The following is a 23,849-nucleotide window of genomic DNA, read 5'->3' as shown; positions in this document are numbered from 1 at the left end:
CCAGTCTAGGCCCGCCCGTCCCGGACTCCGCCGCTCAGCGGCCGCGGCGCATCCGCCACTGCAGGAGCGCCGTGACGGCGAGCGCGCCGGCCGCGACGAGGAAGAGCGTGCGGGTCAGGGCGTCCTCCTGCAGCAGCGCCGCGCCCGCGAAGCACGCCGCGGCGACGATCCAGAGCCAGAGGGGAGCGGGCGTGCGCGAGACGGGCATGCGACCACGCTACGCGCGCCGCCTCGGCCGGCCTGCCAGGAGGGCGTGCCAGGGTGGCGGGATGGACGTCGTGAAGCGCGCTCCCGCCGACGCGGCGCACGCGCTCGCCATGGAGGCGGCGGGCCTCGCGTGGCTCGCCGAGGCCGAGGCCGCCGGCGGCACGCGGATCGCGCGGGCGCGCCTCGCCGGCGGCGCGCTGCACGTGGCGCGCGTGGCGGAGGCGCCGCCGACGCCGGCGCGCGCCGAGGCGCTCGGCCGCAGCCTCGCCGCGCTGCACGCGGCCGGGGCGCCGTGGCACTGCTGCCCGCCGGACGGGGCGCAGCCGCCGCTCGAGTGGGGCTCGTCGCGCGTGCCCATGGCCGCCGAGCCCGTCTCCGGCTCCTGGGGCGCGGCGTGGGCCGCGATCGCGGTGCGGCCCGTGCTCGAGCGGTGCGTCGAGCGCGGCCGGCTGGATGCGTCCGAGGCGCGGGTCGTGGAGCGGGCGGTCGACCGCATGGCGGCCGGGGCCTTCGACGCGCCCCAGCCCGCCGGCGTGGGCGCCGTCGCGCGCATCCACGGCGACCTGTGGAGCGGGAACGTGCTGTGGTCCGACGTCGACACCGGCGCGGTGCTCATCGACCCGCACGCGCAGGGCGGGCACGCCGAGACCGACCTCGCGATGCTCGCGCTCTTCGGCCTGCCGAGGCTCGAGACGGTGCTCGCCGCCTACGACGAGGCCTCGCCGCTCGCCGACGGCTGGCGCGAGCGGGTGCCGATGCAGCAGCTGCAGCCGCTGCTCGTGCACACGCTGCTGTTCGGCGGCGGCTACGCGGCGCGCGCCGTGGAGGTGGCGCGCTCGCTCGCGTGAGCCGCTTGCGCCGCCGAGCGGGGCGGCTGCGCCCGACCGGGGCCGGCGCGCCGTGCCCGCTCGTGCGCAGCCGCCCCAGTCGCGCGCGGCGCGCCCGGATCACACCGGCGCGGGCGCCTCCTCGCGCACGACCGCCTGCGCGGCGTCGGCGTCCTCGTCGCCGAGGTGGCGCATCCGCTGGGCCGCGAGCGCACCGACGAGCGTGAGCGCCGACAGCAGCGCGAGCACGAGGCCCGGGTGCCACCACGCGCTGTCGGTCGCGGTGCCGAGCCAGGCGGTGATCGACGGGATGAAGCCCGACAGCACCGCCGCGATCGCGTACGCGACCGAGAGCGCCGAGTAGGCGTGGCGGCCCCGGAACAGCTCCTGCATCGTGCCGCCGAGCGCCGCCCACGACGCGGTCGGCAGGATGCCGCCGACCACCATGAGCGCGACGAGCACCGCGAAGGTCGCGCTGCCGAGCAGCCAGTAGATGGGGAAGGCGATGAGCAGCGTGCCGATGGCGCCGAGCGCCACGACGCGCGCCGAGCCGATGCGCGTCGCGAGCCAGCCGAACGCGGGCACGGTGACGAACTGCAGCAGGCCGCCGATGGTGGCCGCCGTGAGCAGCTGCATCTCGTCGAAGCCGAGCGCGGTCACGCCGTAGCCCATCGTGTACGTGTTCATGAGCGAGTACGAGCCGATGCCGAGCAGCGCCACGAGGATCGCGACGCCGAACGCCGCGGGCTGGGTGCGCACAGCGGCCCAGACCGGGTTCTTCTCGCGCTGGCCCGTCGCGGCGAGCTCCTTGAAGACCGGCGTCTCGTCGATCGACCAGCGCAGGTAGAGCGAGACGGCGATGAGCGGGATGGCGATGAGGAACGGGATGCGCCAGCCCCACGCGGCCATGGCCTCGGGCCCCAGGCCGAAGAACATCGCGAGCATGAGGCCACCCGCGGCGACGGAGCCGATGGGGGAGCCGAGCTGCGGCAGCGACGCGAAGAACGGCCGGCGGCGGGCGTCGGCGTGCTCGGTGGCGAGCAGCACGGCGCCGCCCCACTCGCCGCCGAGCGAGAGGCCCTGCACGACGCGCAGCACGACGAGCGCGACGGCGCCGAAGAGCACCCAGTCCTCGCCCGTCGGCAGCAGGCCGACGAGGCCGGTGGCGACGCCCATGAGCGCGATCGTGATGAGCAGCGTCGAGCGGCGGCCGATGCGGTCGCCGAGGTGGCCGAAGACGATCGCGCCGATCGGGCGCACGACGAAGGCGATGCCGATGGTGGCGAAGGAGGCCAGCAGCGCGCCCGCCTCGCCGAGCGCCGAGAAGAAGAACGGGCCGGCGAAGAATGCGGCGAAGTACGAATAGGTGTAGAAGTCGTAGGACTCGAGCGCGGTGCCGACGGTCGCGGCCGCGGCGACGCGACGGGTGCTGGTGCGCGGGCGCGCGGGGGTGGTGATCACGGGGGCTCCTCGGGAGCGCCCGGGTGGCGCTCGTTGTCGTACCGGGTGCAACATTAGCGGCGAGAGAGGATTCCCATGGCATCGAGGCGAGGCCCAGGACGACCGCGCGCGTCCGACGCCGCGACGATCCACGAGGCCGCCCTCGAGCTGTTCCTCGAGGCGGGCTACGACGCGGTGAGCGTCGACGACATCGCGCGCCGCGCCGGCGTCTCCCGCGGCACCGTCTTCAGCTACTGCGCCTCGAAGGCCGACGCGCTCTGGGTCGCGCTCGACGCGGCGATCGCGCGGGCCGCCGGCGCGCTCGAGCAGGGCGGGGCGGATGCGGTGCCGCAGCGGGACGCGCTGGCCCGGCTCGTCGACGCCATCGCGCACGCGGTGCAGCCGTGGGGCACGACGCCGCCGCCCGCCCTGCGCGACGCGGCGGCGATGGGCGCGGAGCCGGCGCTGCGCGACGGCGCCCCCGCGCACCTGCAGCCGCTCGTCGACCGCGCCGCGCTCGCGCTCGCGCTCGAGCGCGACGCGCTGCCGGAGTCGTCGTCGGCGGCTGTCGCGCCCGTCGCGATCGTCGCCGCCGCGTGCGCGGCGCTCGTCGCGTGGACGCACGAGCCGCGCCGCCCGCCTGCGGCGCAGGCCGTCCGCGACGCGCTCGAGCCGATCGCCGCGGCATCACGGATCCACAACGATCCGGCGGTCTGACGCCGCGCCTCTCGCGCTCGCCGCCGTCGGGGCGGATCATGTCCCCCATGAGGCGCGGGTCTCGCATCCTGACCGCCGCCGCGGCCCTCATCACGGGCGCGGCGGTCGCCGGGTGCGGGCCGACGGCGCCGCCGCCCGTCACCGTCTCGCCGCCGCCCCCGCTGCCGACGCAGGACGCCTCCGTCGTCTCCCCGCCGCTCGCAGGCCCGGTCAGCCAGCCGGAGGGGGTGCCGCGGCCGACCGCGCCGACCGTGCACTACGACGGACCGCCGACCGCATCGCCGCCCGCAGCGCCCGAGCCCGAGCCCTCCGTCGCACCCGTCGCGACGCCCGCGCCCACGCCGCCTCCCGAGCCGCGGCCCACCCCTAGCCCCGAGCCTGCCGAGCCCGCCGCGCTGCTCGACCTGCTGCTCGATCCGGGGGCGCTGCCCCCGCTGCGCTGGAGCGGCGCCGACGGGGATGCTGAGGCCGCCTGGACGCGGCTCGCCCCGTCCACCGTCGTCGAGCCCGCCGACGCCATCGCGCACCTCGGCGTCGCGCGCGGCATCGGCGGCGACTGCGGTGCCGCCGCCGAGGCCGTCGACGGCGCGGCGACCGAGGCCGCGCTCGTGGCGCTCGCGGCCGAGCCCGCGCCCGGCGGCCCGATGAACGTGGTGCTGCTGCGCTACGGCTCCGAAGCGGCGGCCGCCGCCGCCGCGACCGCGCTCCACGCCCTCGGCATCGCGTGCGACGGCGAGGTCGCCGAGGCCGGCGCGCTCGGCACGGGCGACGGCGCGCACACCGCCACGGTGCTGCTCACCGGGCCCGTCGCATCCCTCGTCGTCGAGGCCGACGCCCACGGCGCACTCCTCGTCGCGGTGGTGCACCAGGTGGCGCCGCCCGAGGCGGTCGAGCAGCTGCTGCGCGCCCAGGTCGAGCGCCTCGGCTGACCCCGCGGGCGCTCAGCCGCCCCGGACGCCGCAGTCGTCTCAGACGTCGAGCACGCGGCGCAGCTCGGCGTCGAGCGGCGAGCGGGGGAGCGGCTCGCCGTCGACGCTCGTGACCGCCGCGAGCAGCCGGCCCGACGACAGCAGCCAGGCGCCGTCGGCGGCCCGCAGGTCGTCGCGCGTGAGCGACGCGAACGCCACCTGCAGCTCGCGCGGCGCGTCGCGCATGAGCTGCTCGAGCGTGATGGAGGCGAGGATGCCGTCCTGCTTCGGCGTCAGCAGCCGGCCGCCGCGGTCGATGACGAGCGTCGACGTGGGCCCCTCGAGGAGCGCGCCCGACGGCGCGACGAAGACGACGTCGTCGAAGCCGTGCTGCACCGCGTGCCGCTTCGCCGCCATGTTGATGGAGTACGACAGGCTCTTCGCGCCCGGCAGCAGCCACGGCATCGCGGCGACCTCGTCGCCGTCGTGCCCGCGGCCGAGGAGCGTGATCGCGACGCCCTGCTCGCGCTCGCGGATCGCGGATGCGGCGAGCGGCGCCATGAGCGCGAAGGCCGTCGGGTCGCCGCCCGACTCGGGCCCGCGGGTGAGCACGAGCCGGATCAGCGCCTCGGGGTGCGCGGCGAAGTCCCACGCCGCGACGAGCGCGTCGATCGCGCGCTCGAAGCCGGCGCGGTCGGGGGCCGGCAGCTGCAGGATGGCCGCGCTGCGCTCGAGCCGGTCGAGGTGCGACTGCCGGTCGCGCACGTGCGGCGCGGCGTCGGCGCCCAGGCGCACGAGGGTGGCGTCGAAGACGCCGTCGCCGCGCACGACGCCGAGGTCGTCGGCGCGGACGATCGGATGCGCGACGTCGACGAGACTGCCGTCGAGCGTCGCGAGGAGGGGAGCCTGCATGCGCCCAGCGTACGAGCGGCGGCCGATGGGGGAGAGGATCGTGACGCTCAGGTCGTCGCGCGATGCGACGGCCTCGGTGAGGTCGGCGATCGGCTGGTCGAGCTCCCGGAAGCTCTCGGCGAGCGCCGGGCTCGTGGTCTCGGCGATGAACGCGTCGCGCATCACGGGCAGGTCGGCGACGACGGCGTCGGCCGCCGCCCAGTCGGGGCTGCTGTCCGCCGGCACGGCGTCGAGCACCTCGGTCGCGCGCTCGACGATCGCCGCGAGCGCCTGGTCGGCGGCGGCGCACTCCTCGGCCGTGGGCTGCGGCTCGCTCGGGGCGGGCTCGCTCGGCGCGGCCTCGGTCGCGGTGGGCGTCGGGGTGGGCTCAGGGGTGCTCGAGGCCGAGGGCGTCGCGGTCGGCGTCGCGACGACGGGCGGGGCGGCCGTCGGCAGCGGCGGCGGGAGGATGACGCAGCCGGTCGTGAGGAGCGCGAGCGCGACCAGCAGGGCGCCCTGCGCCGCGGGCGGTGCGGGCGCTCATGCCGTGCCCGCGCAGAACTCCTGCAGCGACGAGACCTGCTCGAGCAGCTCCGTCACTCCCGCCGTGACCCGCTCGACGCCGGCCGGGTCGCCCGCGGCGAGCGACGACTCGGCCTCGGCCAGCAGCGCCTCCCAGCCGGACTGGATCTCGCCGATGCGCTCGAGCAGCGCCGGGTCGCTCACGCTCGTCTGCAGGTCGCCCACGCGGCCCGAGACGTCGGCGAGCAGCGCGAGCGCCTGGAGCGGGTTCGCGGCGAGCAGCTCGCCGACCCGGCCGACGTCGGTCGCGATCGCCTGCACGTCGGCCATCACCTGCGCGCACTGCTGCGCCTGCGACTGCTCGCCCGCGCCGCTCGACTCCGTCGGCGCCTGCGAGGCGGTCGGCGCGGGCGCCGGCGCGCTGCCGCAGCCGGCGAGCAGCAGGGCGGCGGCCGCGAGCAGCGCGGCCGCGGCGGTGCGCGGCGCTCGGGATCTCGTGCGGGTGTCGATCATGCGCCGAGGGTACCGCCGGGCGCTGTGGCGACGGCGGGAGGCGACGGCGGGAGCCCGCGGCGGGAGGCCACCGGGGGATAGCCCCCGCAGGTGCGGCGCGCATCCCCCGTGCCGCGCGCTCGACCCGGTCCTAGCGTGGAGCCATGCACCGCATCCGCCCCCTGCTCGCGACCATCGCGCACCTCGCGCTCCTCGGCGCCGTCGGCCTGCCCGCGCTCTCGGGCATCGTCATCCTCGCCGGCACCGGCGTCGCGACGCTCGTCGTGCTCGTCGGCGTGCTGCTGCTCGCGCTCGCGATCCTGGCTGTCTTCGCGGTCGCGTGGTTCGAGCGCGAGCGCGTCGCCGGCCTCTACGGCGCGCCCGTGCCGCCGGCGGTGCTGCGGCGCTCCGGCCGCACCGACTGGCTGCGGGTGCCGCACACGCTCCTGCGCATCGTCTCCGACGGCGCGCACTGGCGGGCGCTGCTCAGCTTCTTCCTCGCGAGCCTGTTCGGCGCGTTCACGCTGCCGCTGCTGTCGCTCGTCGGGCTCGGCGTCCCGCTCGCGCTCGCCGGCCTCGGCGAGGCCGAGACCGTGACCATCCCGCTCACCTCGCTCGCAGCCCCCGTCGAGTGGGCGCCGCTGCTGGGCCTCGTGGCCCTCGCCGCCGGCGCCGCGGGCACGATCGGCCTCGCCATCGCCCACCGCAACGTGACCCTCGGGCTGCTCGTGCCCGACGACCGGGCGCGGCTCGAGCAGGAGGCGCGCGCCGAGCGCGAGCGCCGCCACGGCGCCGTGCGCGCCGCCGACCTCGACCGCACCCGGATCGAGCGAGACCTCCATGACGGGGTGCAGCCGAGGCTCGTGTCGATCGCGATGCAGCTCGGCATGGCCCGCGACCGCATCGACACCGACCCCGAGGGCGCGCGCCGGCTCATCGACGAGGCCCACGCGTCGTCGAAGGCGGCCGTCACCGAGCTGCGGCAGCTGGCCCGCGGCATCCACGTCGCCGTGCTCGACGACCGGGGGCTCGACGCGGCGGTGTCGGCGCTCGCCGCCCGCAGCGCCATCCCCGTCGAGGTCGACGCGCGCATCGAGCGCCGCTGCTCGCGCGACGCCGAGACCGCGGTCTACTTCGCGATCGCCGAGGCGCTGACGAACGCCCACAAGCACGCGCGCGCCAGCCGCATCCGCGTCGCCCTCCGCACCCGCCAGCCCGCCGACGCCCCGCCGTCGCTCTGGGCGCGCGTCGAGGACGACGGCATCGGCGGCGCCGAGCGCCAGCCCGGCGGCGGCATCGACGGCCTCGCGCACCGCGTCGCGGGCGTCGGCGGCACCCTCACCCTGACCAGCCCCGTCGGGGGCCCGACCGCGATCGAGGTGGACGTCCCGTGCGCATCCTGATCTGCGAGGACAGCGTGCTGCTCCGCGAGGGCATCGCCCGCCTCCTCACCGACGCCGGTCACGACGTGGTCGCGCAGCTGCCCGACGCCACCGCGCTCGAGGCCGCGATCGCCGCCGCCGACCCGGATCTCGCGATCCTCGACGTGCGGATGCCGCCGACCCGCACGAACGAGGGCATCCTCGCCGCGATCGGCATCCGCAGCCGCGGCGACCGCCCGCGCGTGCTCGTGCTGTCGCAGTACGTCGAGGAGCGCTACGCGGCCGACCTCATCGCGAGCGGCCCCGCCGGCTTCGGCTACCTGCTCAAGGACCGCGTCGCCGACGTGCGCGACTTCCTCGCCGCCGTCGAGCAGGTCGCCGCCGGCGGCACGGTGCTCGACCCGGAGGTCGTGAGCCAGCTGCTCGCGCGGCGGCGCCGCGACGCGCGCACCGAGCGCCTCACCCCTCGCGAGCGCCAGGTGCTCGCCCTCATGGCGGAGGGCGCGTCCAACCAGGCGATCGCCGACCGCCTCTACGTCTCCGCGGGCAGTGTCGAGAAGCACATCACCGCGGTCTTCCAGAAGCTCGAGCTCGAGCCCGAGGACGGCAACCGCCGCGTGCTCGCCGTGCTCGCCCACCTCGACGCGCCCCGCACCGGCGGCGGCGCTCCCGACGCCCCCGGAGGCATCCGATGACCATCACGACCCCCTCCCGTCCCGGCCGCTGGCTCAGCGTGCTGCTCATCGTGCTCGGCTCGCTCGGCGCCGTCTACGCGATCGGCGGCGGCGTCGTGCGCGGCGTCGCCGCCCACGCCGCCACCAGCCAGAGCTGGACGGCCGACGCCGACGGCGTCGCGGCGCTGCGGATCGACACCTCGGCGGCCGCCTTCCAGGTGCGCTACGCCGACGTCGACGAGGCGACCCTCGACGTCACGACCGACGGCGGTCCCGTGCAGCAGTGGCGGCTCGAGCGCAGCGGCGACGCGCTCGTCGTCGACGCCGACCGGCGCTGGCGGTGGTTCGGCTTCGGCATCATGTTCGCCGACCGCGCCGGCGAGGAGCGGGCGGTGCTGACGCTGCCGGCCGCCCTCGAGCGCGACGAGCTCGACCTCGAGGCGTCGGTCGCCGCCGGCAGCCTCGAGGCCGACGGCTCGTGGGGCGCCGTGGTGGTCGACCTCAGCGCCGGATCGGCGGAGCTCGCGGGCACCGCCGCCTCGCTCGACCTCGACGTGTCGGCCGGCGAGGCGCGCCTCGACCTCGCGGATGCGCGCACCGTCGACCTGCAGGTGAGCGCCGGCCGCATCGTGGGCGCCCTCACCGGCGACCAGCCCGACGCGATCGTCGCCTCGGCGAGCGCCGGGAGCGTCGAGCTCGCGATCCCCGACGGCACCTACGACGTCACCGAGGACGCCTCGGCGGGCGACGCGACGATCGACGTCACCGACGAGGCGGGCGCGGCGTCCACGATCGACGTCGACGTGAGCGCCGGCAGCGTGACGCTGCGGGGCGAGTCGCGGTAGGATCGCAGGCACACGCACTGATCCGGCCATCACCGGGGAGCGGTCGGGAGAACCGCGGCGCGAGCCGCGCAGTAGATCCGAACGGGGCAGGCCCGTCACAGCCGCAGGCCCGGCGACGGGCACGAAGCGGCGGATCCGGCCGAAGGCACGGTTCCGCAAGCGGGGTGGTACCGCGCGAGAGCGTCCCCGCATCCGAGTTCCGAAGGATGCAGGAGACCAGCGTGACCGACCAGCCAGCCCGCCGCTACCCGCTCTCCGGCGACCAGCCCGTCGTCGCGAGCCCCGACCTCCCGGCGCTCGAGCGCGGCATCCTCGCCTTCTGGAAGGGCGACGACACGTTCCGCGCCTCGCTCGAGCAGCGCGAGGGCTGCCAGGAGTGGGTGTTCTACGACGGCCCGCCCTTCGCGAACGGCCTGCCGCACTACGGCCACCTGCTCACCGGCTACGCGAAGGACGTCTTCCCGCGCTTCCAGACGATGCGCGGCAAGCACGTGCCGCGCGTGTTCGGCTGGGACACGCACGGCCTGCCGGCCGAGCTCGAGGCGATGCAGCAGCTCGGCATCACCGAGAAGGCCGAGATCGAGGCGATGGGCGTCGACGTCTTCAACGCGAAGGCGAAGGAGTCGGTGCTGCAGTACGTCGACGAGTGGGAGGACTACGTCACCCGCCAGGCGCGCTGGGTCGACTTCGAGGGCGGCTACAAGACGCTCGACATCACCTACATGGAGAGCGTCATCTGGGCGTTCAAGGCGCTGCACGACAAGGGCCTCGCGTACGAGGGCTACCGCGTGCTGCCGTACTGCTGGCGCGACGAGACGCCGCTGTCGAACCACGAGCTGCGCATGGACGACGACGTCTACCAGGACCGCCAGGACACCACGCTCACCGTGACGTTCCCGTTCTCGGGCGAGCGGGCGGATGCGCTGGAGCTGTCGGGCGTCGCGGCGCTCGCGTGGACGACGACGCCGTGGACCCTGCCGACGAACCTCGCGCTCGCGGTCGGCCCCGAGGTCGAGTACGGCGTCGTGCCGGCCGGCCCGAACGGCACGAGCGCCGGCGACGGCCCCTTCCTCCTCGCGACCGCCACGGTGCCTGGCTACTTCAAGGACCTCGGCTACGACTCCGCCGAGGACGCCGTCGCCGCGATCGTCCGCACGATGCCCGGCGCCGAGCTCGCCGGGGTGCGGTACGAGCCGCTGTTCGACTTCTTCGCCGACGCCGAGGCGTGGGGCACCGAGCACGCGTTCCAGATCCTCGTCGACGACTACGTCGCGACCGGCGAGGGCACCGGCATCGTGCACCAGGCGCCCGCCTACGGCGAGGACGACCAGCGCGTCTCGAACGCCGCGGGCATCCCCACCATCCTCTCCGTCGACGACGGCGGCCGGTTCCTCGACGTCGTCGCGCCGGTCGCCGGCCAGCAGGTGTTCGACGCGAACAAGCCGCTGTCGAAGCTGCTGAAGGACGCCGGCCGCGTGCTGCGCCAGGCCTCCTACGTGCACTCCTACCCGCACTGCTGGCGCTGCCGGAACCCGCTCATCTACAAGGCCGTCTCGAGCTGGTTCGTGCGGGTCACCGAGATCAAGGACGACCTGCTCGCCGCCAACGAGCAGATCACCTGGGTGCCCGAGAACGTCAAGCACGGGCAGTTCGGCAAGTGGCTCGAGGGCGCGCGCGACTGGTCGATCAGCCGCAACCGCTACTGGGGGAGCCCCATCCCGGTGTGGAAGAGCGACGACCCGAACCACCCGCGCGTCGACGTGTACGGCTCGCTCGACGAGCTCGAGCGCGACTTCGGCGTGCGCCCCACCGACCTGCACCGGCCCGCGATCGACGAGCTGACACGCCCGAACCCCGACGACCCGACGGGGCGCAGCACCATGCGGCGCATCCCGGACGTGCTCGACGTGTGGTTCGACTCGGGCTCGATGCCCTTCGCGCAGGTGCACTACCCGTTCGAGAACGAGGCGTGGTTCGACACCCACAGCCCCGCCGACTACATCGTCGAGTACATCGGGCAGACGCGCGGCTGGTTCTACGTGCTGCACGTGCTCTCGGTGGCGCTCTTCGGGCGGCCGGCGTTCGAGAACGTCATCAGCCACGGCATCATCCTCGGCGACGACGGCTTCAAGGCCTCCAAGTCGCGCCGCAACTACCCCGACGTCAACGAGTCGTTCGACGCCTACGGGTCGGATGCGGTGCGCTGGAACCTGCTCCAGGGCTCGATCCTGCGGGGCGGCAACTTCGTCGTCTCGGAGGAGGGCATCCGCGAGGCGCTCCGCCAGTTCCACCTGCCGCTGTGGTCGACCTGGTACTTCTTCGCCACCTACGCCAACCGCGCGCAGGACGGCGCGCCGTACGTCGCGAAGCGCTCGACTGCATCCGCCGACGTGCTCGACCGCTACATCCTCGCGAAGCTGCGCGAGACGGTCGTCACCGCGACCGACAGCCTCGAGCGGCTCGACGCGACGGGCGCGACGCTCGCGGTGCGCGAGCTGCTCGACGTGCTCACGAACTGGTACGTGCGCCGCTCGCGCGACCGCTTCTGGCAGGGCGTCGCCGCCGACGGCTCGGGCAGCGAGGCGTTCGACACGCTGCACACGGTGCTCGAGACGCTCACCCGGCTCGCCGCGCCGCTCTCGCCGCTCGTGACGGAGGAGGTCTGGAAGGGCCTGACCGGCGGTCGCTCGGTGCACCTGGCCGACTGGCCCGACGCCGAGCAGCTGCCCGCCGACGACGCGCTCGTCGCGCAGATGGACGAAGTGCGCCATGTCGTGAATATCGCGCACGGTCTTCGCAAGCAGAGAGGAATTCGAGTTCGGCAGCCGCTGGCATCGATGAAGGTGATGAGCCAGACAAACCTTCGAGGATTCGAGCCACTGATCGCCGACGAAGTCAACGTTAAGGAGGTTGAGTTCGAACTGGCCACTGGCGAGGTCGTCTCGGCGCCGGGCGTTCAGACGGTACTTAGCGTGATCCCTAGAGTTGCGGCGCCCAGACTCGGCAAGGAGTTCCCGCAGATCCTTGCCGCTGCTAAGCGTGGTGAGTGGTCTTCAAATAATGGCGTAGTCGAAGTCGCCGGTGTTGAACTGAGAGACGGAGAGTTCTCACTCAAGACCGTCATGACTGCTGACACCGAGGCGGAGACGCTGGCCGCGTTGACCGGAGCCACGTTGGTAGTTTTGGATACGGAACTGACGCCCGAGCTCGAGGCCGAGGGGCTCGCGCGCGACGTCGTGCGGGCGGTGCAGCAGGCGCGCAAGGAGGCCGGCCTCGACGTGAGCGACCGCATCCGCCTGCGGCTCGGCTCCGACGCGCACGGCGTCGCGGCGCTCGAGGCGAACCGCGCGCTCGTGATGGGGGAGACTCTCGCGCTCGAGCTCGATTTGGAGCGCGTCGACGACACGATGGGCGAGCTCGCCGACGGGCGCACGGCGCACCGCGTGGGCGACGGCTCGCCGCTCGCGATCGCGCTCGAGAGGGCGCAGCCATGACGGAGGACGCAGGCATGACGGAGGACGGCGCGGGCATGGCCGACGACAGCATCGACGACCGGATCCTCGAGGCGCTCGAGCACCGCGAGGCGGCGCAGGCCGCCTACGAGGCGCTGCTGGCGCGCGCGGGCGAGCAGGCGGTCGAGCCGCGCATCGAGGCGACGCGGCGCGCGGTCGAGCTGCTGGGAGACCCGCAGCGCGCGTTCCGCGTCATCCACATCACCGGCACGAACGGCAAGGGCTCGACCGCCCGCATCGCCGACGCGCTGCTGCGCGCGCACGGGCTCCGCACGGGCGTGCTGACGAGCCCGCACCTCGAGCGGGTCAACGAGCGCATCATGCTCGACGGCGAGCCCGTCTCCGACGAGGCGTTCGCGCGCGGCTACGACGACGTCGCGCCGTTCCTCGAGATGGTCGACGCCGAGCTCGAGGCGGCGGGCGAGCGCCGGCTCACGTTCTTCGAGGCGTTCACCGTGCTCGCGCTCGCGATCATGGCGGATGCGCCGGTCGACGTCGCGGTGCTCGAGGTCGGCATGGGCGGCACGTGGGACTCCACGAACGTCGCCGACGGCGACGTCGCGGTGATCACGCCGATCGCCCTCGACCACACGAACCGGCTCGGCACGACGGTCGAGGCGATCGCGCGCGAGAAGGCCGGGATCATCAAGCCCGACGCGATCGTCGTGAGCGCCGCCCAGGCGCCCGAGGCGCTCGCGGTGCTCGAGGCGCGCGCCGCCGAGGTGGGTGCCCGGCTGCTCGTCGAGGGGCGCGACTTCGCGCTCTCCGCGCAGGCGGTCGCGGTCGGCGGCCAGCTCATCACCGTTCGCGGCCTCGCGGCCGAGTACATCGACCAGCTCGTGCCGCTGCTCGGCGCGCACCAGGGCGCCAACGCGACGCTCGCGCTCGTCGCGGTCGAGGCGTTCCTCGGTGGTGGCGGCCAGCCGATGACCGCGCAGGTGCTCGCCGACGGCTTCGCCGCGGCGACCTCGCCGGGCAGGCTCGACGTGATCGGCTCGCAGCCGCTCGTGATCCTCGACGCGGCGCACAACCCGCACGGCGCGACCGCGCTGCGGGCGGCGCTCGGGGCGTTCTTCGGCCTCGAGCGGGTCACGCTCGTGCTCGGGGTGCTCGTCGGCAAGGACGTGACGGGCGTGCTCGAGGCGCTCGAGCCGGTCATCGACGAGGTGGTCGTCACGCAGTCGCGCTCGGAGCGCGCCCTGCCCGCCGACGACCTCGCGGCGCAGGCCGTGGCGGTGCTCGGCGCCGACCGCGTGCTCGTGGAGCCCGAGCTCGGCACCGCCGTCGAGACCGCGCGCGAGAGCGCGGCCGACCGCGGCGGCGCCGTCGTCGTGACCGGCTCGATCACCCTGCTCGGCGACGTGCTCGGCCACGCCCGCGAGGCGGGCTGGCTCGTGCGGCCGGATGCGCGGCGGCAGGCGGCCACCGTCGAGGTCACCGACGAGGAGCAGCGGTGAGCCCCCGCGAGCGGCGGGCCCGCCCGGCGCGCGGCGCGATGGAGTCGCTGCTGCGCATCGTGCACGGGCTGCAGGCGACCGGCATCGTCTTCGGCGCGCTCGCGTCCTGGGGCGTCACGCGCGACTGGCCGGCGCCGACGGCGTTCGCGGTCGTCGGCGTGCTGCTCATCGCCACGATGCCGCTGCTGCGGCACCCGTGGGGATGGGTCGTGAGCCTCGCGGTGCAGGCGGCCGTCGCGGCGCTGACGGTCTTCGAGCCGGTGTGGGGCGTCGTCGCGCTCATCCTCGTCGGGCTGTGGATCTTCTGCTTCGTGAAGGCGCGCGGGATCGAGCGCCAGCGGCGCGCGGCGGGGCTCGACCCGAGGGGCGCCCCCGGCAGCTGAGGCGGTGCGGCGTCGGTAGGCTGGCAGGCATGCAGAGCACCCTCGTCCTCATCAAGCCCGACGGCGTCCAGCGCCAGCTGACCGGGGCCATCCTGGCCCGCATCGAGGCCAAGGGCTACCGCGTCGCCGACCTGCGCATGGTGCAGCCCGAGCGCGCGCTGCTCGAGGAGCACTACGCCGAGCACCAGGGCAAGCCGTTCTTCGAGCCGCTCGTCGAGTTCATGCTCTCGGGCCCGTCGGTCGCGATCCGCCTCGAGGGCGACCGCGTCATCGAGGGCTTCCGCTCGCTCGCCGGCACGACCGACCCGACGACGGCCGCGCCCGGCACGATCCGCGGCGACCTCGGCCGCGACTGGGGCCTCAAGGTGCAGCAGAACCTCGTGCACGGCTCCGACTCGGAGGAGTCGGCCGAGCGCGAGCTCGCGCTCTGGTTCGGCTGAGCGCCCCGGCGCCCGCCGCTAGAAGGCGAACAGGAACCGGGGGATGCCCGGCAGCACGACCATGATCGTCAGCACGACGATCACGGCGAGCGCGAGCGACAGCACCCAGCCCCACGACGAGAAGCGCGCCGCGGTGCGCCGCAGCCCCGCAGGCGCGGGGAGCGCGCCGGCGCCGAACGCCCACGTCCAGAGCGGGAACGCCATCGCGTACATCGCCATCCAGACCAGGAAGCACCACGGGCAGACGAAGCCGAGCACGAAGATCGACTGCTGCGCCAGCCACAGCACGAACACCAGGCCGCCGAGCACGCCGACCGAGAAGGCCGTCCACACCCAGCGCGGCATCGCGACGCGGCCGAGCGTCAGCACGCCCATGAGGATCGGCGCGGGGAACGCCATGAGGCCGAGGAACGGGTTCGGGAAGCCGAACAGCCGCCCCTGCGCCGACTCCATCGCGCCCGAGCACGACAGGAACGGGTTGAGGTCGCAGCTGAGCGCCGCCTCGGGGTTCAGCAGCAGCTCGATGCGCTCCACCGAGAGCGAGAACGCGCCGAGCAGGCCCGCGAGCCCCGTCACGACGAGCACCGCGCCCAGCCAGACAGGCGCAGCGATGTGGGCAGGACGTGACGGGTTCATGGAGCCTCCTGCGCACCATTCTGGCAGTCGGGCGCGATCGTGAGCCTCGACGCGGCGACGCTCGCCGCCTTCACCGCCGGCGTGGTCGTGATCGTGCTGCTGCCGGGCGCCAACAGCCTCTACGTCGCGACGAGCGCGCTGCGGGCCGGCACGCGCGCCGGGTTCCGCGCGATGCTGGGCGTCTTCCTCGGCGACGCGGTGCTCATGGTGCTCGCGGTGCTCTCGGCCCAGGCGCTCTCGGCCAACCCGGTCGTCTTCACCGCGCTCACGTGGGCCGGTGCCCTCTACCTCTGCTGGCTCGCCGTCGGGCTCGTCCGCAGCGCCGTCGCGCGCATCCGCGCCCGCATGGCCCGCCGGGCCGAGCCCGCGGCGACCGAGAACCCGACGCATCCGCCCACCGCGCCCAACCCGATCATCGCCCACCCGCGGCTCGCGCCCTTCCGCACGGCGCTCGTCACGAGCCTGCTGAACCCGAAGGCGATCCTCTTCTTCGCGTCGTTCTTCGTGCAGTTCATCGACCCGGCGTCGCCGACGCCGCTCGGCGACCTGCTCGTGATGATGCTGATCCTCGAGGCGATCTCGGGCCTCTACCTCACGGCGGTCGTGCTGCTCGGCGCGCGCATCGGGCGCCGCGTGCAGCCGCACGGCTGGCCGGCGATCGTCGGCACGCTCGTCGCGGCGGCCGCGTTCGTCGCGCTCGCGGTGCGCGTCGTGCTGCCCTGAGCCCGCAGCGCTCGTGGGGTAGACTTCCCCGCAGCGCGCCCGACGGGCGCTCACACAGGTTTTCCGGGCAGCACGCCTAGCCCGGGCCATCCCCGCGAGGGGGTGTCAGGAAGGATTCGCGCCGGGGCGCGCCCCGGTCGCGAGCGAGATGGCGACCGGCGGCGCCGGTTGCGGCAGGAGCGCGCCAGCGATGGTGAACGACGACACGACCCTCCCCGCAGAGGCAGAGGGCACAGCACAGCAGACCGGCACGGCCGAGGCGCCCGAGGCGCAGCAGGCCGGCGAGGCGCCCGCCGAGGTGCAGCAGGCCGAGGCGCCCGAGGCGCCGAAGCCCAAGCGCAAGCGGGCGACCACGCGCAGGACGGCGCCGGCGGCCGAGGCCGACCCGGCGGCGGATGCGTCGGGCGACGCCCCGGCGCAGGCGCCGGTGGCCGACGACCAGGGTGCCGAGTCGGCCGCGGAGCCCTCCGCCGAGGCCGCCGCTCCGGTGGCGGCGGGGGAGCAGGAGCCCGGCCACGAGCCCGGTCTCACCGACCCCGCGGCCCCGGCGCCGGACGCCGGTGCGCAGGGCTCGGCCGCCGACGACCCGCTGGCCGCGGCGCTCGCGCTGCCCGAGGTGCCGACGGGGCCGTTCGGTCTGCTCTTCCACGCGCCCGACCTCGCGGCGCTGCCCGCCCTGCCGTCGCTGCGCGACGACGACGACGACGAGGACGAGGACGACGACGAGTCGCAGGGCGGCCGTCGCAGCCGCTCGCGCACCCGCTCCCGCTCGCGCCGTCGCGGCGGCGATGTCGAGGAGGAGAAGCCGCTCATCACCGAGCCGCAGAAGGTGCGCGGCTCCACCCGGCTCGAGGCGAAGCGCCAGCGCCGCCGCGAGGGCCGCGACGCGGGCCGCCGCCGCACGGTGGTGACCGAGACCGAGTTCCTCGCCCGGCGCGAGGCCGTCGAGCGCCAGATGATCGTGCGCTCGAAGCACGACCGCGTGCAGCTCGCGGTGCTCGAGGACGGCGTGCTCGTCGAGCACTACGTCGCCAAGGCCTCCGAGTCGAGCCTGATCGGCAACGTCTACCTCGGCCGCGTGCAGAACGTGCTGCCGAGCATGGAGGCGGCCTTCGTCGACATCGGGCGCGGCCGCAACGCCGTGCTCTACTCGGGCGAGGTCGACTGGGACGCGGCCGAGCTCGAGGGCCAGCCGCGCAAGATCGAGCTGGCGCTGAAGCCCGGCGACACCGTGCTCGTGCAGGTGACGAAGGATCCGGTCGGCCACAAGGGCGCCCGCCTCACGAGCCAGATCTCGCTGCCCGGCCGCTACCTCGTGTCGGTGCCCGGCGGCTCGATGAACGGCATCTCCCGCAAGCTCCCCGACACCGAGCGCGCCCGCCTGAAGAAGATCCTCAAGCAGGTGCTGCCGGAGGGCGTCGGCGTCATCGTGCGCACCGCCGCCGAGGGCGCGACCGAGGATCAGCTCACGCGCGACGTCGAGCGCCTCACCCGCCAGTGGGAGCGCATCCAGCAGCAGAAGACCTCCGGCACCGCGCCGCAGCGGCTGCACGCCGAGCCCGACCTGCTCGTCAAGATCGTGCGCGACGTCTTCAACGAGGACTTCCACAAGCTCGTCATCCAGGGCTCCGAGGCGCTCACCACGATCCGCGAGTACCTCGAGGCCATCGCGCCCGACCTGCTCGACCGCGTCGAGGCCTACGAGGGCACCGACGACCCGTTCGACCACTTCCGCATCGCCGAGCAGATCGACAAGGCGCTCGACCGCAAGGTGTGGCTGCCCTCGGGCGGCTCGCTCGTCATCGACCGCACCGAGGCGATGACCGTCGTCGACGTGAACACCGGCCGCTTCGTCGGCGCCGGCGGCAACCTCGAGGAGACGGTCACCAAGAACAACCTCGAGGCGGCCGAGGAGATCGTGCGCCAGCTGCGGCTGCGCGACATCGGCGGCATCATCGTGATCGACTTCATCGACATGGTGCTCGAGTCGAACCGCGACCTCGTGCAGCGGCGCCTCATCGAGTGCTTGAGCCGCGACCGCACGAAGCACCAGGTGGCGGAGGTCACGAGCCTCGGCCTCGTGCAGATGACGCGCAAGAAGCTGGGCCTCGGGCTCCTCGAGTCCTACTCCGAGCAGTGCGAGGTCTGCGCCGGCCGCGGCATCATCGTGCACCACGAGCCCGTCTCGAAGCCGCAGCGCCAGCAGCAGTCCGACGCGGGCGGCAACGGCAGCAGCGGCGGCCGCCGCGGGCGGCGCGGCAAGCAGGCCGACCAGCAGCAGGCCGAGCAGCACCAGCAGCACCAGCAGGGCGCCGGCGGCACGCACGCGATCACCGACGACCTCCGCAAGGGGCTGTCGCAGATCGCGTCCGCGGGCAAGGGGCGCCCGCACGAGGGCGACCACGCTGCGGGCGAGCACCCTGCGGGCGAGCAGCCCGCGGCGCACCAGCCCGTGCAGCAGCCGTCGGGCGAGCAGCCGTCGGGCATCGTCGCGCCCTCGAAGGAGGCGGTCGAGGCCGTCGCCGCCGAGCCGATCGTCACGATCCTCGACATCCCCGTCGAGCCCGCGCACGAGGCGCCCGCCGCGAAGGCCTCCGAGGGCGACCTCGACGGGCTGCTCGGCAGCGCGCTCGACGCGCTCGCCGCGCCGGCGCCCGGCACCGGCAAGGCCGCACGGCGCTCGCGCCGCGCCTCCTCGGGCGTCATCACGGCGAAGCCCGACGACTCGAACCGCTGACGCGGCGGGGCGCGACCGGGCTAGTGCGGCCGGTCGCGCTCCTTCACGCGCAGCCCGCTCGCGATGAGCCGGCGCACGAGCTCCTTCGGGGGCACGCGCTCCGCGCCCATCGCGACGAGCGCGTCGATGCGCTCGGCGGGCACGTCGTAGTGGTCGTGGTCGAAGCCGCGCGAGGGGATGCCGGCGGCCCGCGCGAAGGCGTGCAGCTCGTCGAGCGACGCGTCGCTGATGAGGTGCGCCCACAGCGTGCCGTGGTTCGGCCACAGCGGGTCGTCGACGAGGATCGCCATCCGCCCACGCTAGCGGGCGCCACGCGGGCGGTCATGTTGACCGCAGGCGCCGCGTGCCTGTATCGTTGTCCGCTGGTGCAGGTCGCGATCTCGCGCGCGCCACAAGCTTCGTCCCGGCCCTGCCGGGAGTCGTTCCAACAGTGAGGATCCAACGTGGTGTACGCAATCGTGCGCGCCGGCGGCCGGCAGGAGAAGGTCGAGGTCGGCACCGTGCTCGTCGTCGACCGCATCGCCGGCGACGACAACGGCAACGTCGAGCTGGCCCCCGTGCTGCTCGTCGACGGCGACAAGGTGACGACCGATGTCGACGCGCTCGCCAAGGTGAAGATCACGGCCGAGGTCGTGACCGACCTGCGCGGCCCGAAGATCCGCATCCAGCACTACCGCAACAAGACCGGCTACAAGCGCCGCATGGGCCACCGCTCGGAGCTCACGCGCCTCAAGGTCACCGAGATCAAGTAAGGGGCTCCAGACATGGCACACAAGAAGGGCGCATCGTCCACCCGCAACGGCCGTGACTCGAACGCGCAGCGCCTCGGCGTGAAGCGCTTCGGCGGCCAGGTCGTCAAGGCCGGCGAGATCATCGTCCGCCAGCGCGGCACGCACTTCCACCCCGGCGCCAACGTCGGCCGCGGTGGCGACGACACGCTGTTCGCCCTCGAGGCGGGCGCCGTGGAGTTCGGCCAGAAGGGCGGCCGCAAGGTCGTCAACATCGTCGCCGCAGGCTGACGACACACAGACACCCGATGAACGGGGCGGGCTTCGGCTCGCCCCGTTCTCGCATCGAAGGAGGCATGCCATGGCGACGTTCGTCGATCAGGTGACGCTGCATCTGCGCGCCGGTCACGGCGGTCACGGCTGCGTCTCCGTGAAGCGCGAGAAGTTCAAGCCCCTCGCGGGCCCCGACGGCGGCAACGGCGGCGACGGCGGCGACATCGTGCTGGTCGCCGACCCGCAGGTGACGACGCTGCTCGGCTACCACCGCGCGCCGCACCGCGCGAGCGAGAACGGCCAGCCCGGCATGGGCGACCACCGCTCGGGCACCTCCGGCGCCGACCTCGAGCTGCCCGTGCCGGTCGGCACGGTGGTGACGGATGCGTCGGGCGAGCAGCTCGCCGACCTCGCGCAGGCGGGCATGCGGCTCGTCGTCGCGGCCGGAGGCCAGGGCGGGCTCGGCAACGCCGCGCTGTCGAACACCAAGCGCAAGGCGCCCGGCTTCGCGCTGCTCGGCACGCCCGGCTTCGAGGGCGACATCACGCTCGAGCTGAAGACCGTCGCCGACGTCGCGCTCGTGGGCTTCCCGAGCGCCGGCAAGTCGAGCCTCGTCGCCGCGATGTCGGCCGCGCGGCCGAAGATCGCCGACTACCCGTTCACGACGCTGCACCCCAACCTCGGCGTCGTCGAGTCGGGCCAGACGCGCTACACGATCGCCGACGTGCCCGGCCTCATCGAGGGCGCGAGCGAGGGCAAGGGGCTCGGCCTCGAGTTCCTGCGCCACGTCGAGCGCTGCTCGGCGCTGCTGCACGTCATCGACTGCGCCACGCTCGAGCCCGGCCGCGACCCGGTGAGCGACCTGCAGGTCATCCGCCGCGAGCTCGAGGCGTACCCGGTGCCGGAGGGGCAGACGCCGCTGCTCGAGCGCCAGCAGCTCGTCGCGCTCAACAAGATCGACGTGCCCGAGGCCGCCGAGCTCGCCGCGTTCGTGCGCGCCGACATCGAGGCCATGGGCTACCGCGTCTTCGAGATCTCGACCGTCGCGCACCGTGGCCTGCGCGAGCTGTCGTTCGCGCTCGCCGAGATCGTCGAGGCCGACCGGGCCGCGAAGGCCGCCGAGCCGGCGCCCGAGCGCATCGTGCTGCGCCCCAAGGCGATCGACGACGCCGGCTTCGTCGTCAAGGTCGAGGGCTCCCACGAGGGCCCCGTCTACCGCATCCTGGGCGCGAAGCCCGAGCGGTGGGTCGCGCAGACCGACTTCCGCAACGACGAGGCCGTCGGCTACCTCGCCGACCGGCTCGCGAAGCTCGGCACCGAGGATGCGCTGCTCAAGGCGGGCGCGGTCGCGGGCGCGACCGTCGTCATCGGCCCCGGCGCCGGCATCGTCTTCGACTGGGAGCCGACCATCGCATCCGCCGCCGAGCTCGTCGGCAACCGCGGCACCGATCCGCGGCTCGACCGCAACGACCGTCGCACGACGGCCGAGCGCCGCGCCGAGTACCACCGCCAGATGGACGCGAAGCAGGCGGCGCGCGACGACCTCAAGGGCGAGCGCGACGCCGGCATCTGGACCGACGACGAGGGGTTCGAGGTGCAGCGCTGGGACGACGAGGCATGACCTCGCTCGACCTCTCGGTCGCGCAGCGCATCGTCGTCAAGGTCGGCTCGTCGTCGATCTCCGGCGACCGCCGGGGCCAGATCGAGCCGCTCGTCGACGGGCTCGCGCGCCTGCACCGGGCGGGCGAGGTCATCCTCGTCTCCTCGGGCGCGATCTCGACGGGCATGCCGTTCCTCGGCCTCGACGCGCGCCCCGCCGACCTGCCCATGCAGCAGGCCGCCGCGGCCGTCGGGCAGAACGTGCTCATGAACCGCTACCAGCGGAGCCTGTCGCGGCACGAGCTCGTCGCGGCGCAGATCCTGCTCACCGCGTCCGACATGGACATGGACTCGCACCGCGTCAACGCGCGCAACGCCCTCGAGCGGCTGCTCGAGCTGCGCATGCTGCCGATCGTCAACGAGAACGACACGGTCGCGACGCACGAGATCCGCTTCGGCGACAACGACCGGCTCGCGGCCCTCGTCGCCCGGCTCGTGCGCGCCGACCGGCTCATCCTGCTCTCCGACATCGAGGCGCTCCGCACGGCGCCGCCCGACGAGCCGGGCTCCGAGCCCATCCACCGCGTCGCGTACGGCGACCCGATGGAGGGCGTCAGGCTCGGCGCGAGCGGCTCCCACATCGGCTCGGGCGGGGCGATGACGAAGGTGGATGCGGCGCGGCTCGCCGCCGACGCGGGCGTCCGGGTGACGGTCACGGCGACGCCGCTGCTCGAGCGCCTCATCGCGGGCGAGCGGCTCGGCACCGAGTTCGAGCCGAACCCCGCCCCCGAGCACTAGTCCCGCTGGGCGAGCCGTCGACCCTGCCCCCGCTGGTCGAGCCGTCGGCGCCGCCTCCGCTGGTCGAGCCGTCGGCCCTCCCTCCGCTGGTCGAGCCGTCGGCCCTCCGGGCCGACGAGTCGAGACCACCCCGCACGAGGCTCCCCGCGCATCCGCCCGCTCCTAGGATCGAGGCATGCCCGATGACCTCGACCGGCTCCTGACCGACGCCAAGCGCGCCTCCCGCGAGCTCGGCGTCGCGCCCGCCGAGCGGCGCCACGCCGCGATCACCGCGATCGCCGACGCCATCGAGCGCGCGGGCGACGCGATCCTCGCCGCGAACGCCGAGGACCTCGAGCGCGGCCGCGCCGCCGGGCTCGCCTCGGGCCTGCTCGACCGGCTGCTGCTCGACGAGGGCCGCATCGCCGCCCTCGCGGCAGCCGCCCGCCAGCTCGCGGCGCTGCCCGACCCGATCGGCGAGGTGCTGCGCGAGCGCACGCTGCCGAACGGGCTCGAGCTCACCGAGGTGCGCGTGCCCTTCGGCGTCATCGGCGTCATCTACGAGGCCCGCCCCAACGTCACGGTCGACCTCGCCTGCATCGCCCTCGGCTCCGGCAACGCGGTCGTGCTGCGCGGCGGCTCGGCGGCCGAGCGCACGAACGCGGTGCTCGTCGCCACGATGCAGGACGCGATCGAGGCGTCGGGCCTCCCGCGGGCGGCCGTGCAGACGATCGACCGCTTCGGCCGCGACGGCGCCGGGCGCCTCATGCGGGCCCGCGGCCTCGTCGACCTGCTCGTGCCGCGGGGGAGCGCCGCGCTCATCGAGCGGGTCGTCACCGAGTCGACCGTGCCCGTCATCGAGACGGGCGCCGGCGTCGTGCACGCCTTCGTCGACCGGGCGGCGAGCCTGCCGATGGCGCTCGAGATCCTGCTGAACGCCAAGACGCAGCGCACGAGCGTCTGCAACTCCCTCGAGACGGTGCTCGTGCACCGCGACATCGCCGAGACCGCGGTGCCGGCGATCGCCGACGCGATGCGCGAGGCGGGCGTCACCATCCACGCCGACGCCCCGCTGCCCGGCGTCGACGCGGCCGAGCCGCTGGGGGAGCAGGGCTGGTCGACCGAGCACCTCTCGATGGACGTCGCGATCGGCGTCGTCGACGACGTGCGCGCGGCGATCGAGCACGTCAACGCCTTCGGCACCCACCACACCGACACGATCATCACCGACGACGCGGATGCGGCGGAGCGGTTCCTCGCGGAGGTCGACTCGGCGGTCGTCATGCACAACGCATCCACCCGGTTCACCGACGGCGGCGAGTTCGGCTTCGGCGCGGAGGTCGGCATCTCGACGCAGAAGGCGCACGCGCGCGGCCCGATGGGGCTCCCGGAGCTCACGAGCACCAAGTGGATCGTGCGCGGCACGGGCCAGGTGCGCGCGTGAGCCGCGCTAGAGTGGGAGTCGATCGGAGGCTTCCATGACGCTGACATTCCTGAGCGCGACGACGCTCGCCGCTGCTGCTGCGGCGGAGTCCGAGAGCGAGCTCGGCGCCTACATCGCCGGCGGCATCACCGCTGCGGTGTTCCTCATCTCGGCGATCGTGCTGCGCTCCTTCCGCGACGTCGCGCACCGCGCGCCCGGCGACGTGCACGGCTCCGACCACGCCTGACGCAGCCGA

At 74.5% G+C, this 23,849-nt stretch carries 24 protein-coding genes; 18 read left to right on the top strand and 6 right to left on the bottom strand.

All coding sequences use genetic code 11. From position 1 onward, the window contains the following. Positions 1–34: 34 nt before the first annotated feature. The gene (locus AC1RNL_RS10605) at positions 35–208 is read right to left on the bottom strand and encodes a hypothetical protein (RefSeq protein WP_192575929.1); all 174 of its coding nucleotides are present in this window, start codon (positions 206–208) and stop codon (positions 35–37) included. A gap of 61 nt (positions 209–269) precedes the next feature. Between AC1RNL_RS10605 and AC1RNL_RS10600 the strand changes: the two genes are divergently transcribed. Further along, a complete protein-coding gene (locus tag AC1RNL_RS10600) occupies positions 270–1,055 on the top strand; it encodes a fructosamine kinase family protein (protein WP_492935189.1) in 786 nt (261 codons plus the stop codon). Between the two features lie 99 nt (positions 1,056–1,154). On the opposite strand, the gene AC1RNL_RS10595 is transcribed toward AC1RNL_RS10600, so the two are convergent. Then, positions 1,155–2,495 (bottom strand): MFS transporter, encoded by a 1,341-nt coding sequence (locus AC1RNL_RS10595; protein ID WP_225792821.1) that lies wholly within the window; start codon positions 2,493–2,495, stop codon positions 1,155–1,157. 75 nt (positions 2,496–2,570) lie between these two features. Here AC1RNL_RS10595 and AC1RNL_RS10590 point away from each other — a divergent pair, with 75 nt between their 5' ends. Together AC1RNL_RS10590 and AC1RNL_RS10585 are read left to right on the top strand one after the other, a co-directional pair. Next, positions 2,571–3,191: a TetR/AcrR family transcriptional regulator gene (locus AC1RNL_RS10590; protein ID WP_364197531.1), complete on the top strand. Its 621-nt coding sequence runs from the start codon at positions 2,571–2,573 to the stop codon at positions 3,189–3,191. Between the two features lie 47 nt (positions 3,192–3,238). Next, a complete protein-coding gene (locus AC1RNL_RS10585) occupies positions 3,239–4,120 on the top strand; it encodes a hypothetical protein (RefSeq protein ID WP_492935188.1) in 882 nt (293 codons plus the stop codon). A gap of 39 nt (positions 4,121–4,159) precedes the next feature. Here the strand turns inward: AC1RNL_RS10585 and AC1RNL_RS10580 are convergent, their stop codons facing one another. Together AC1RNL_RS10580 and AC1RNL_RS10575 are read right to left on the bottom strand one after the other, a co-directional pair. Continuing rightward, positions 4,160–5,236, bottom strand: coding sequence for an aminotransferase class IV (locus AC1RNL_RS10580; RefSeq protein ID WP_492935187.1), 1,077 nt, complete (start codon positions 5,234–5,236; stop codon positions 4,160–4,162). A 294-nt stretch (positions 5,237–5,530) separates the two neighbouring features. Then, on the bottom strand, positions 5,531–6,025 hold the full coding sequence (locus AC1RNL_RS10575; protein ID WP_128189724.1) for a hypothetical protein: 495 nt from the start codon (positions 6,023–6,025) through the stop codon (positions 5,531–5,533). A gap of 143 nt (positions 6,026–6,168) precedes the next feature. Between AC1RNL_RS10575 and AC1RNL_RS10570 the strand changes: the two genes are divergently transcribed. From AC1RNL_RS10570 to ndk, 7 genes are all read left to right on the top strand, one after another. Then, positions 6,169–7,407: a sensor histidine kinase gene (locus AC1RNL_RS10570; protein ID WP_492935186.1), complete on the top strand. Its 1,239-nt coding sequence runs from the start codon at positions 6,169–6,171 to the stop codon at positions 7,405–7,407. Further along, complete coding sequence (locus tag AC1RNL_RS10565) at positions 7,395–8,081, top strand: LuxR C-terminal-related transcriptional regulator (RefSeq protein WP_492935185.1); 687 nt, start codon at positions 7,395–7,397, stop codon at positions 8,079–8,081. Before AC1RNL_RS10570 ends, AC1RNL_RS10565 begins: the two co-directional genes overlap by 13 nt. Further along, on the top strand, positions 8,078–8,905 hold the full coding sequence (locus AC1RNL_RS10560; protein WP_246990858.1) for a DUF4097 family beta strand repeat-containing protein: 828 nt from the start codon (positions 8,078–8,080) through the stop codon (positions 8,903–8,905). Before AC1RNL_RS10565 ends, AC1RNL_RS10560 begins: the two co-directional genes overlap by 4 nt. A 206-nt stretch (positions 8,906–9,111) precedes the next feature. Continuing rightward, on the top strand, positions 9,112–12,399 hold the full coding sequence (gene ileS / locus AC1RNL_RS10555; protein WP_492935184.1) for an isoleucine--tRNA ligase: 3,288 nt from the start codon (positions 9,112–9,114) through the stop codon (positions 12,397–12,399). A 35-nt stretch (positions 12,400–12,434) separates the two neighbouring features. Then, positions 12,435–13,874 (top strand): bifunctional folylpolyglutamate synthase/dihydrofolate synthase, encoded by a 1,440-nt coding sequence (locus AC1RNL_RS10550; RefSeq protein ID WP_492935211.1) that lies wholly within the window; start codon positions 12,435–12,437, stop codon positions 13,872–13,874. Further along, positions 13,871–14,257 (top strand): DUF4233 domain-containing protein, encoded by a 387-nt coding sequence (locus AC1RNL_RS10545; RefSeq protein ID WP_492935183.1) that lies wholly within the window; start codon positions 13,871–13,873, stop codon positions 14,255–14,257. Before AC1RNL_RS10550 ends, AC1RNL_RS10545 begins: the two co-directional genes overlap by 4 nt. Before the next feature lie 29 nt (positions 14,258–14,286). Then, a complete protein-coding gene (gene ndk / locus AC1RNL_RS10540; RefSeq protein WP_492935182.1) occupies positions 14,287–14,697 on the top strand; it encodes a nucleoside-diphosphate kinase in 411 nt (136 codons plus the stop codon). 18 nt (positions 14,698–14,715) lie between these two features. Here the strand turns inward: ndk and AC1RNL_RS10535 are convergent, their stop codons facing one another. Continuing rightward, entirely contained in the window at positions 14,716–15,333 is a 618-nt protein-coding gene (locus AC1RNL_RS10535; RefSeq protein WP_492935181.1) for a vitamin K epoxide reductase family protein, read from the bottom strand. Between the two features lie 39 nt (positions 15,334–15,372). On the opposite strand from AC1RNL_RS10535, the gene leuE reads away from it, so the two are divergent. Together leuE and AC1RNL_RS10525 are read left to right on the top strand one after the other, a co-directional pair. Continuing rightward, positions 15,373–16,056 (top strand): leucine efflux protein LeuE, encoded by a 684-nt coding sequence (gene leuE / locus AC1RNL_RS10530; RefSeq protein ID WP_492935180.1) that lies wholly within the window; start codon positions 15,373–15,375, stop codon positions 16,054–16,056. A gap of 190 nt (positions 16,057–16,246) precedes the next feature. Beyond that, positions 16,247–18,793 carry an Rne/Rng family ribonuclease gene (locus tag AC1RNL_RS10525; RefSeq protein ID WP_492935179.1) on the top strand — a complete coding sequence of 849 codons (2,547 nt, stop codon included), beginning with the start codon at positions 16,247–16,249 and terminating at the stop codon, positions 18,791–18,793. Positions 18,794–18,813: 20 nt separating this feature from the next. Here the strand turns inward: AC1RNL_RS10525 and AC1RNL_RS10520 are convergent, their stop codons facing one another. Then, on the bottom strand, positions 18,814–19,083 hold the full coding sequence (locus tag AC1RNL_RS10520) for a DUF4031 domain-containing protein (protein WP_128189734.1): 270 nt from the start codon (positions 19,081–19,083) through the stop codon (positions 18,814–18,816). Between the two features lie 153 nt (positions 19,084–19,236). Here AC1RNL_RS10520 and rplU point away from each other — a divergent pair, with 153 nt between their 5' ends. The 6 genes from rplU to AC1RNL_RS10490 all read left to right on the top strand — a co-directional run bounded on the left by rplU (position 19,237) and on the right by AC1RNL_RS10490 (position 23,840). Then, positions 19,237–19,545: a 50S ribosomal protein L21 gene (gene rplU, locus AC1RNL_RS10515; protein ID WP_123697699.1), complete on the top strand. Its 309-nt coding sequence runs from the start codon at positions 19,237–19,239 to the stop codon at positions 19,543–19,545. 12 nt (positions 19,546–19,557) lie between these two features. After that, complete coding sequence (rpmA, locus tag AC1RNL_RS10510; protein WP_128189736.1) at positions 19,558–19,812, top strand: 50S ribosomal protein L27; 255 nt, start codon at positions 19,558–19,560, stop codon at positions 19,810–19,812. A gap of 70 nt (positions 19,813–19,882) precedes the next feature. Then, positions 19,883–21,415, top strand: a complete 1,533-nt coding sequence (obgE, locus tag AC1RNL_RS10505; RefSeq protein WP_128189737.1) for a GTPase ObgE — start codon at positions 19,883–19,885, stop codon at positions 21,413–21,415. Continuing rightward, positions 21,412–22,191 carry a glutamate 5-kinase gene (proB, locus tag AC1RNL_RS10500; RefSeq protein ID WP_128189738.1) on the top strand — a complete coding sequence of 260 codons (780 nt, stop codon included), beginning with the start codon at positions 21,412–21,414 and terminating at the stop codon, positions 22,189–22,191. The genes obgE and proB overlap by 4 nt, the downstream gene beginning before the upstream one ends. A 175-nt stretch (positions 22,192–22,366) precedes the next feature. Then, a complete protein-coding gene (locus AC1RNL_RS10495) occupies positions 22,367–23,614 on the top strand; it encodes a glutamate-5-semialdehyde dehydrogenase (protein WP_492935178.1) in 1,248 nt (415 codons plus the stop codon). Between the two features lie 34 nt (positions 23,615–23,648). Then, positions 23,649–23,840, top strand: a complete 192-nt coding sequence (locus AC1RNL_RS10490) for a hypothetical protein (RefSeq protein WP_128189740.1) — start codon at positions 23,649–23,651, stop codon at positions 23,838–23,840. The last annotated feature ends 9 nt before the right edge of the window (positions 23,841–23,849 follow it).

This window comes from Agrococcus sp. GW821-FHT14H11, from assembly GCF_058803545.1.
This window is presented reverse-complemented; position numbering and strand designations above follow the sequence as displayed.

Excerpts from the sequence above, each read along its gene's own strand:
- AC1RNL_RS10605 (WP_192575929.1), bottom strand. The coding sequence starts at position 208 with ATGCCCGTCTCGCGCACGCCCGCTCCCCTCTGGCTCTGGATCGTCGCC.
- AC1RNL_RS10600 (WP_492935189.1), top strand. The coding sequence starts at position 270 with ATGGACGTCGTGAAGCGCGCTCCCGCCGACGCGGCGCACGCGCTCGCC.
- AC1RNL_RS10590 (WP_364197531.1), top strand. The coding sequence starts at position 2,571 with ATGGCATCGAGGCGAGGCCCAGGACGACCGCGCGCGTCCGACGCCGCG.
- AC1RNL_RS10585 (WP_492935188.1), top strand. The coding sequence starts at position 3,239 with ATGAGGCGCGGGTCTCGCATCCTGACCGCCGCCGCGGCCCTCATCACG.
- AC1RNL_RS10575 (WP_128189724.1), bottom strand. The coding sequence starts at position 6,025 with ATGATCGACACCCGCACGAGATCCCGAGCGCCGCGCACCGCCGCGGCC.
- AC1RNL_RS10570 (WP_492935186.1), top strand. The coding sequence starts at position 6,169 with ATGCACCGCATCCGCCCCCTGCTCGCGACCATCGCGCACCTCGCGCTC.
- AC1RNL_RS10560 (WP_246990858.1), top strand. The coding sequence starts at position 8,078 with ATGACCATCACGACCCCCTCCCGTCCCGGCCGCTGGCTCAGCGTGCTG.
- ileS (WP_492935184.1), top strand. The coding sequence starts at position 9,112 with ATGCAGGAGACCAGCGTGACCGACCAGCCAGCCCGCCGCTACCCGCTC.
- AC1RNL_RS10550 (WP_492935211.1), top strand. The coding sequence starts at position 12,435 with ATGGCCGACGACAGCATCGACGACCGGATCCTCGAGGCGCTCGAGCAC.
- ndk (WP_492935182.1), top strand. The coding sequence starts at position 14,287 with ATGCAGAGCACCCTCGTCCTCATCAAGCCCGACGGCGTCCAGCGCCAG.
- AC1RNL_RS10535 (WP_492935181.1), bottom strand. The coding sequence starts at position 15,333 with ATGAACCCGTCACGTCCTGCCCACATCGCTGCGCCTGTCTGGCTGGGC.
- AC1RNL_RS10525 (WP_492935179.1), top strand. The coding sequence starts at position 16,247 with ATGGTGAACGACGACACGACCCTCCCCGCAGAGGCAGAGGGCACAGCA.
- AC1RNL_RS10520 (WP_128189734.1), bottom strand. The coding sequence starts at position 19,083 with ATGGCGATCCTCGTCGACGACCCGCTGTGGCCGAACCACGGCACGCTG.
- rpmA (WP_128189736.1), top strand. The coding sequence starts at position 19,558 with ATGGCACACAAGAAGGGCGCATCGTCCACCCGCAACGGCCGTGACTCG.
- obgE (WP_128189737.1), top strand. The coding sequence starts at position 19,883 with ATGGCGACGTTCGTCGATCAGGTGACGCTGCATCTGCGCGCCGGTCAC.
- proB (WP_128189738.1), top strand. The coding sequence starts at position 21,412 with ATGACCTCGCTCGACCTCTCGGTCGCGCAGCGCATCGTCGTCAAGGTC.
- AC1RNL_RS10495 (WP_492935178.1), top strand. The coding sequence starts at position 22,367 with ATGCCCGATGACCTCGACCGGCTCCTGACCGACGCCAAGCGCGCCTCC.
- AC1RNL_RS10490 (WP_128189740.1), top strand. The coding sequence starts at position 23,649 with ATGACGCTGACATTCCTGAGCGCGACGACGCTCGCCGCTGCTGCTGCG.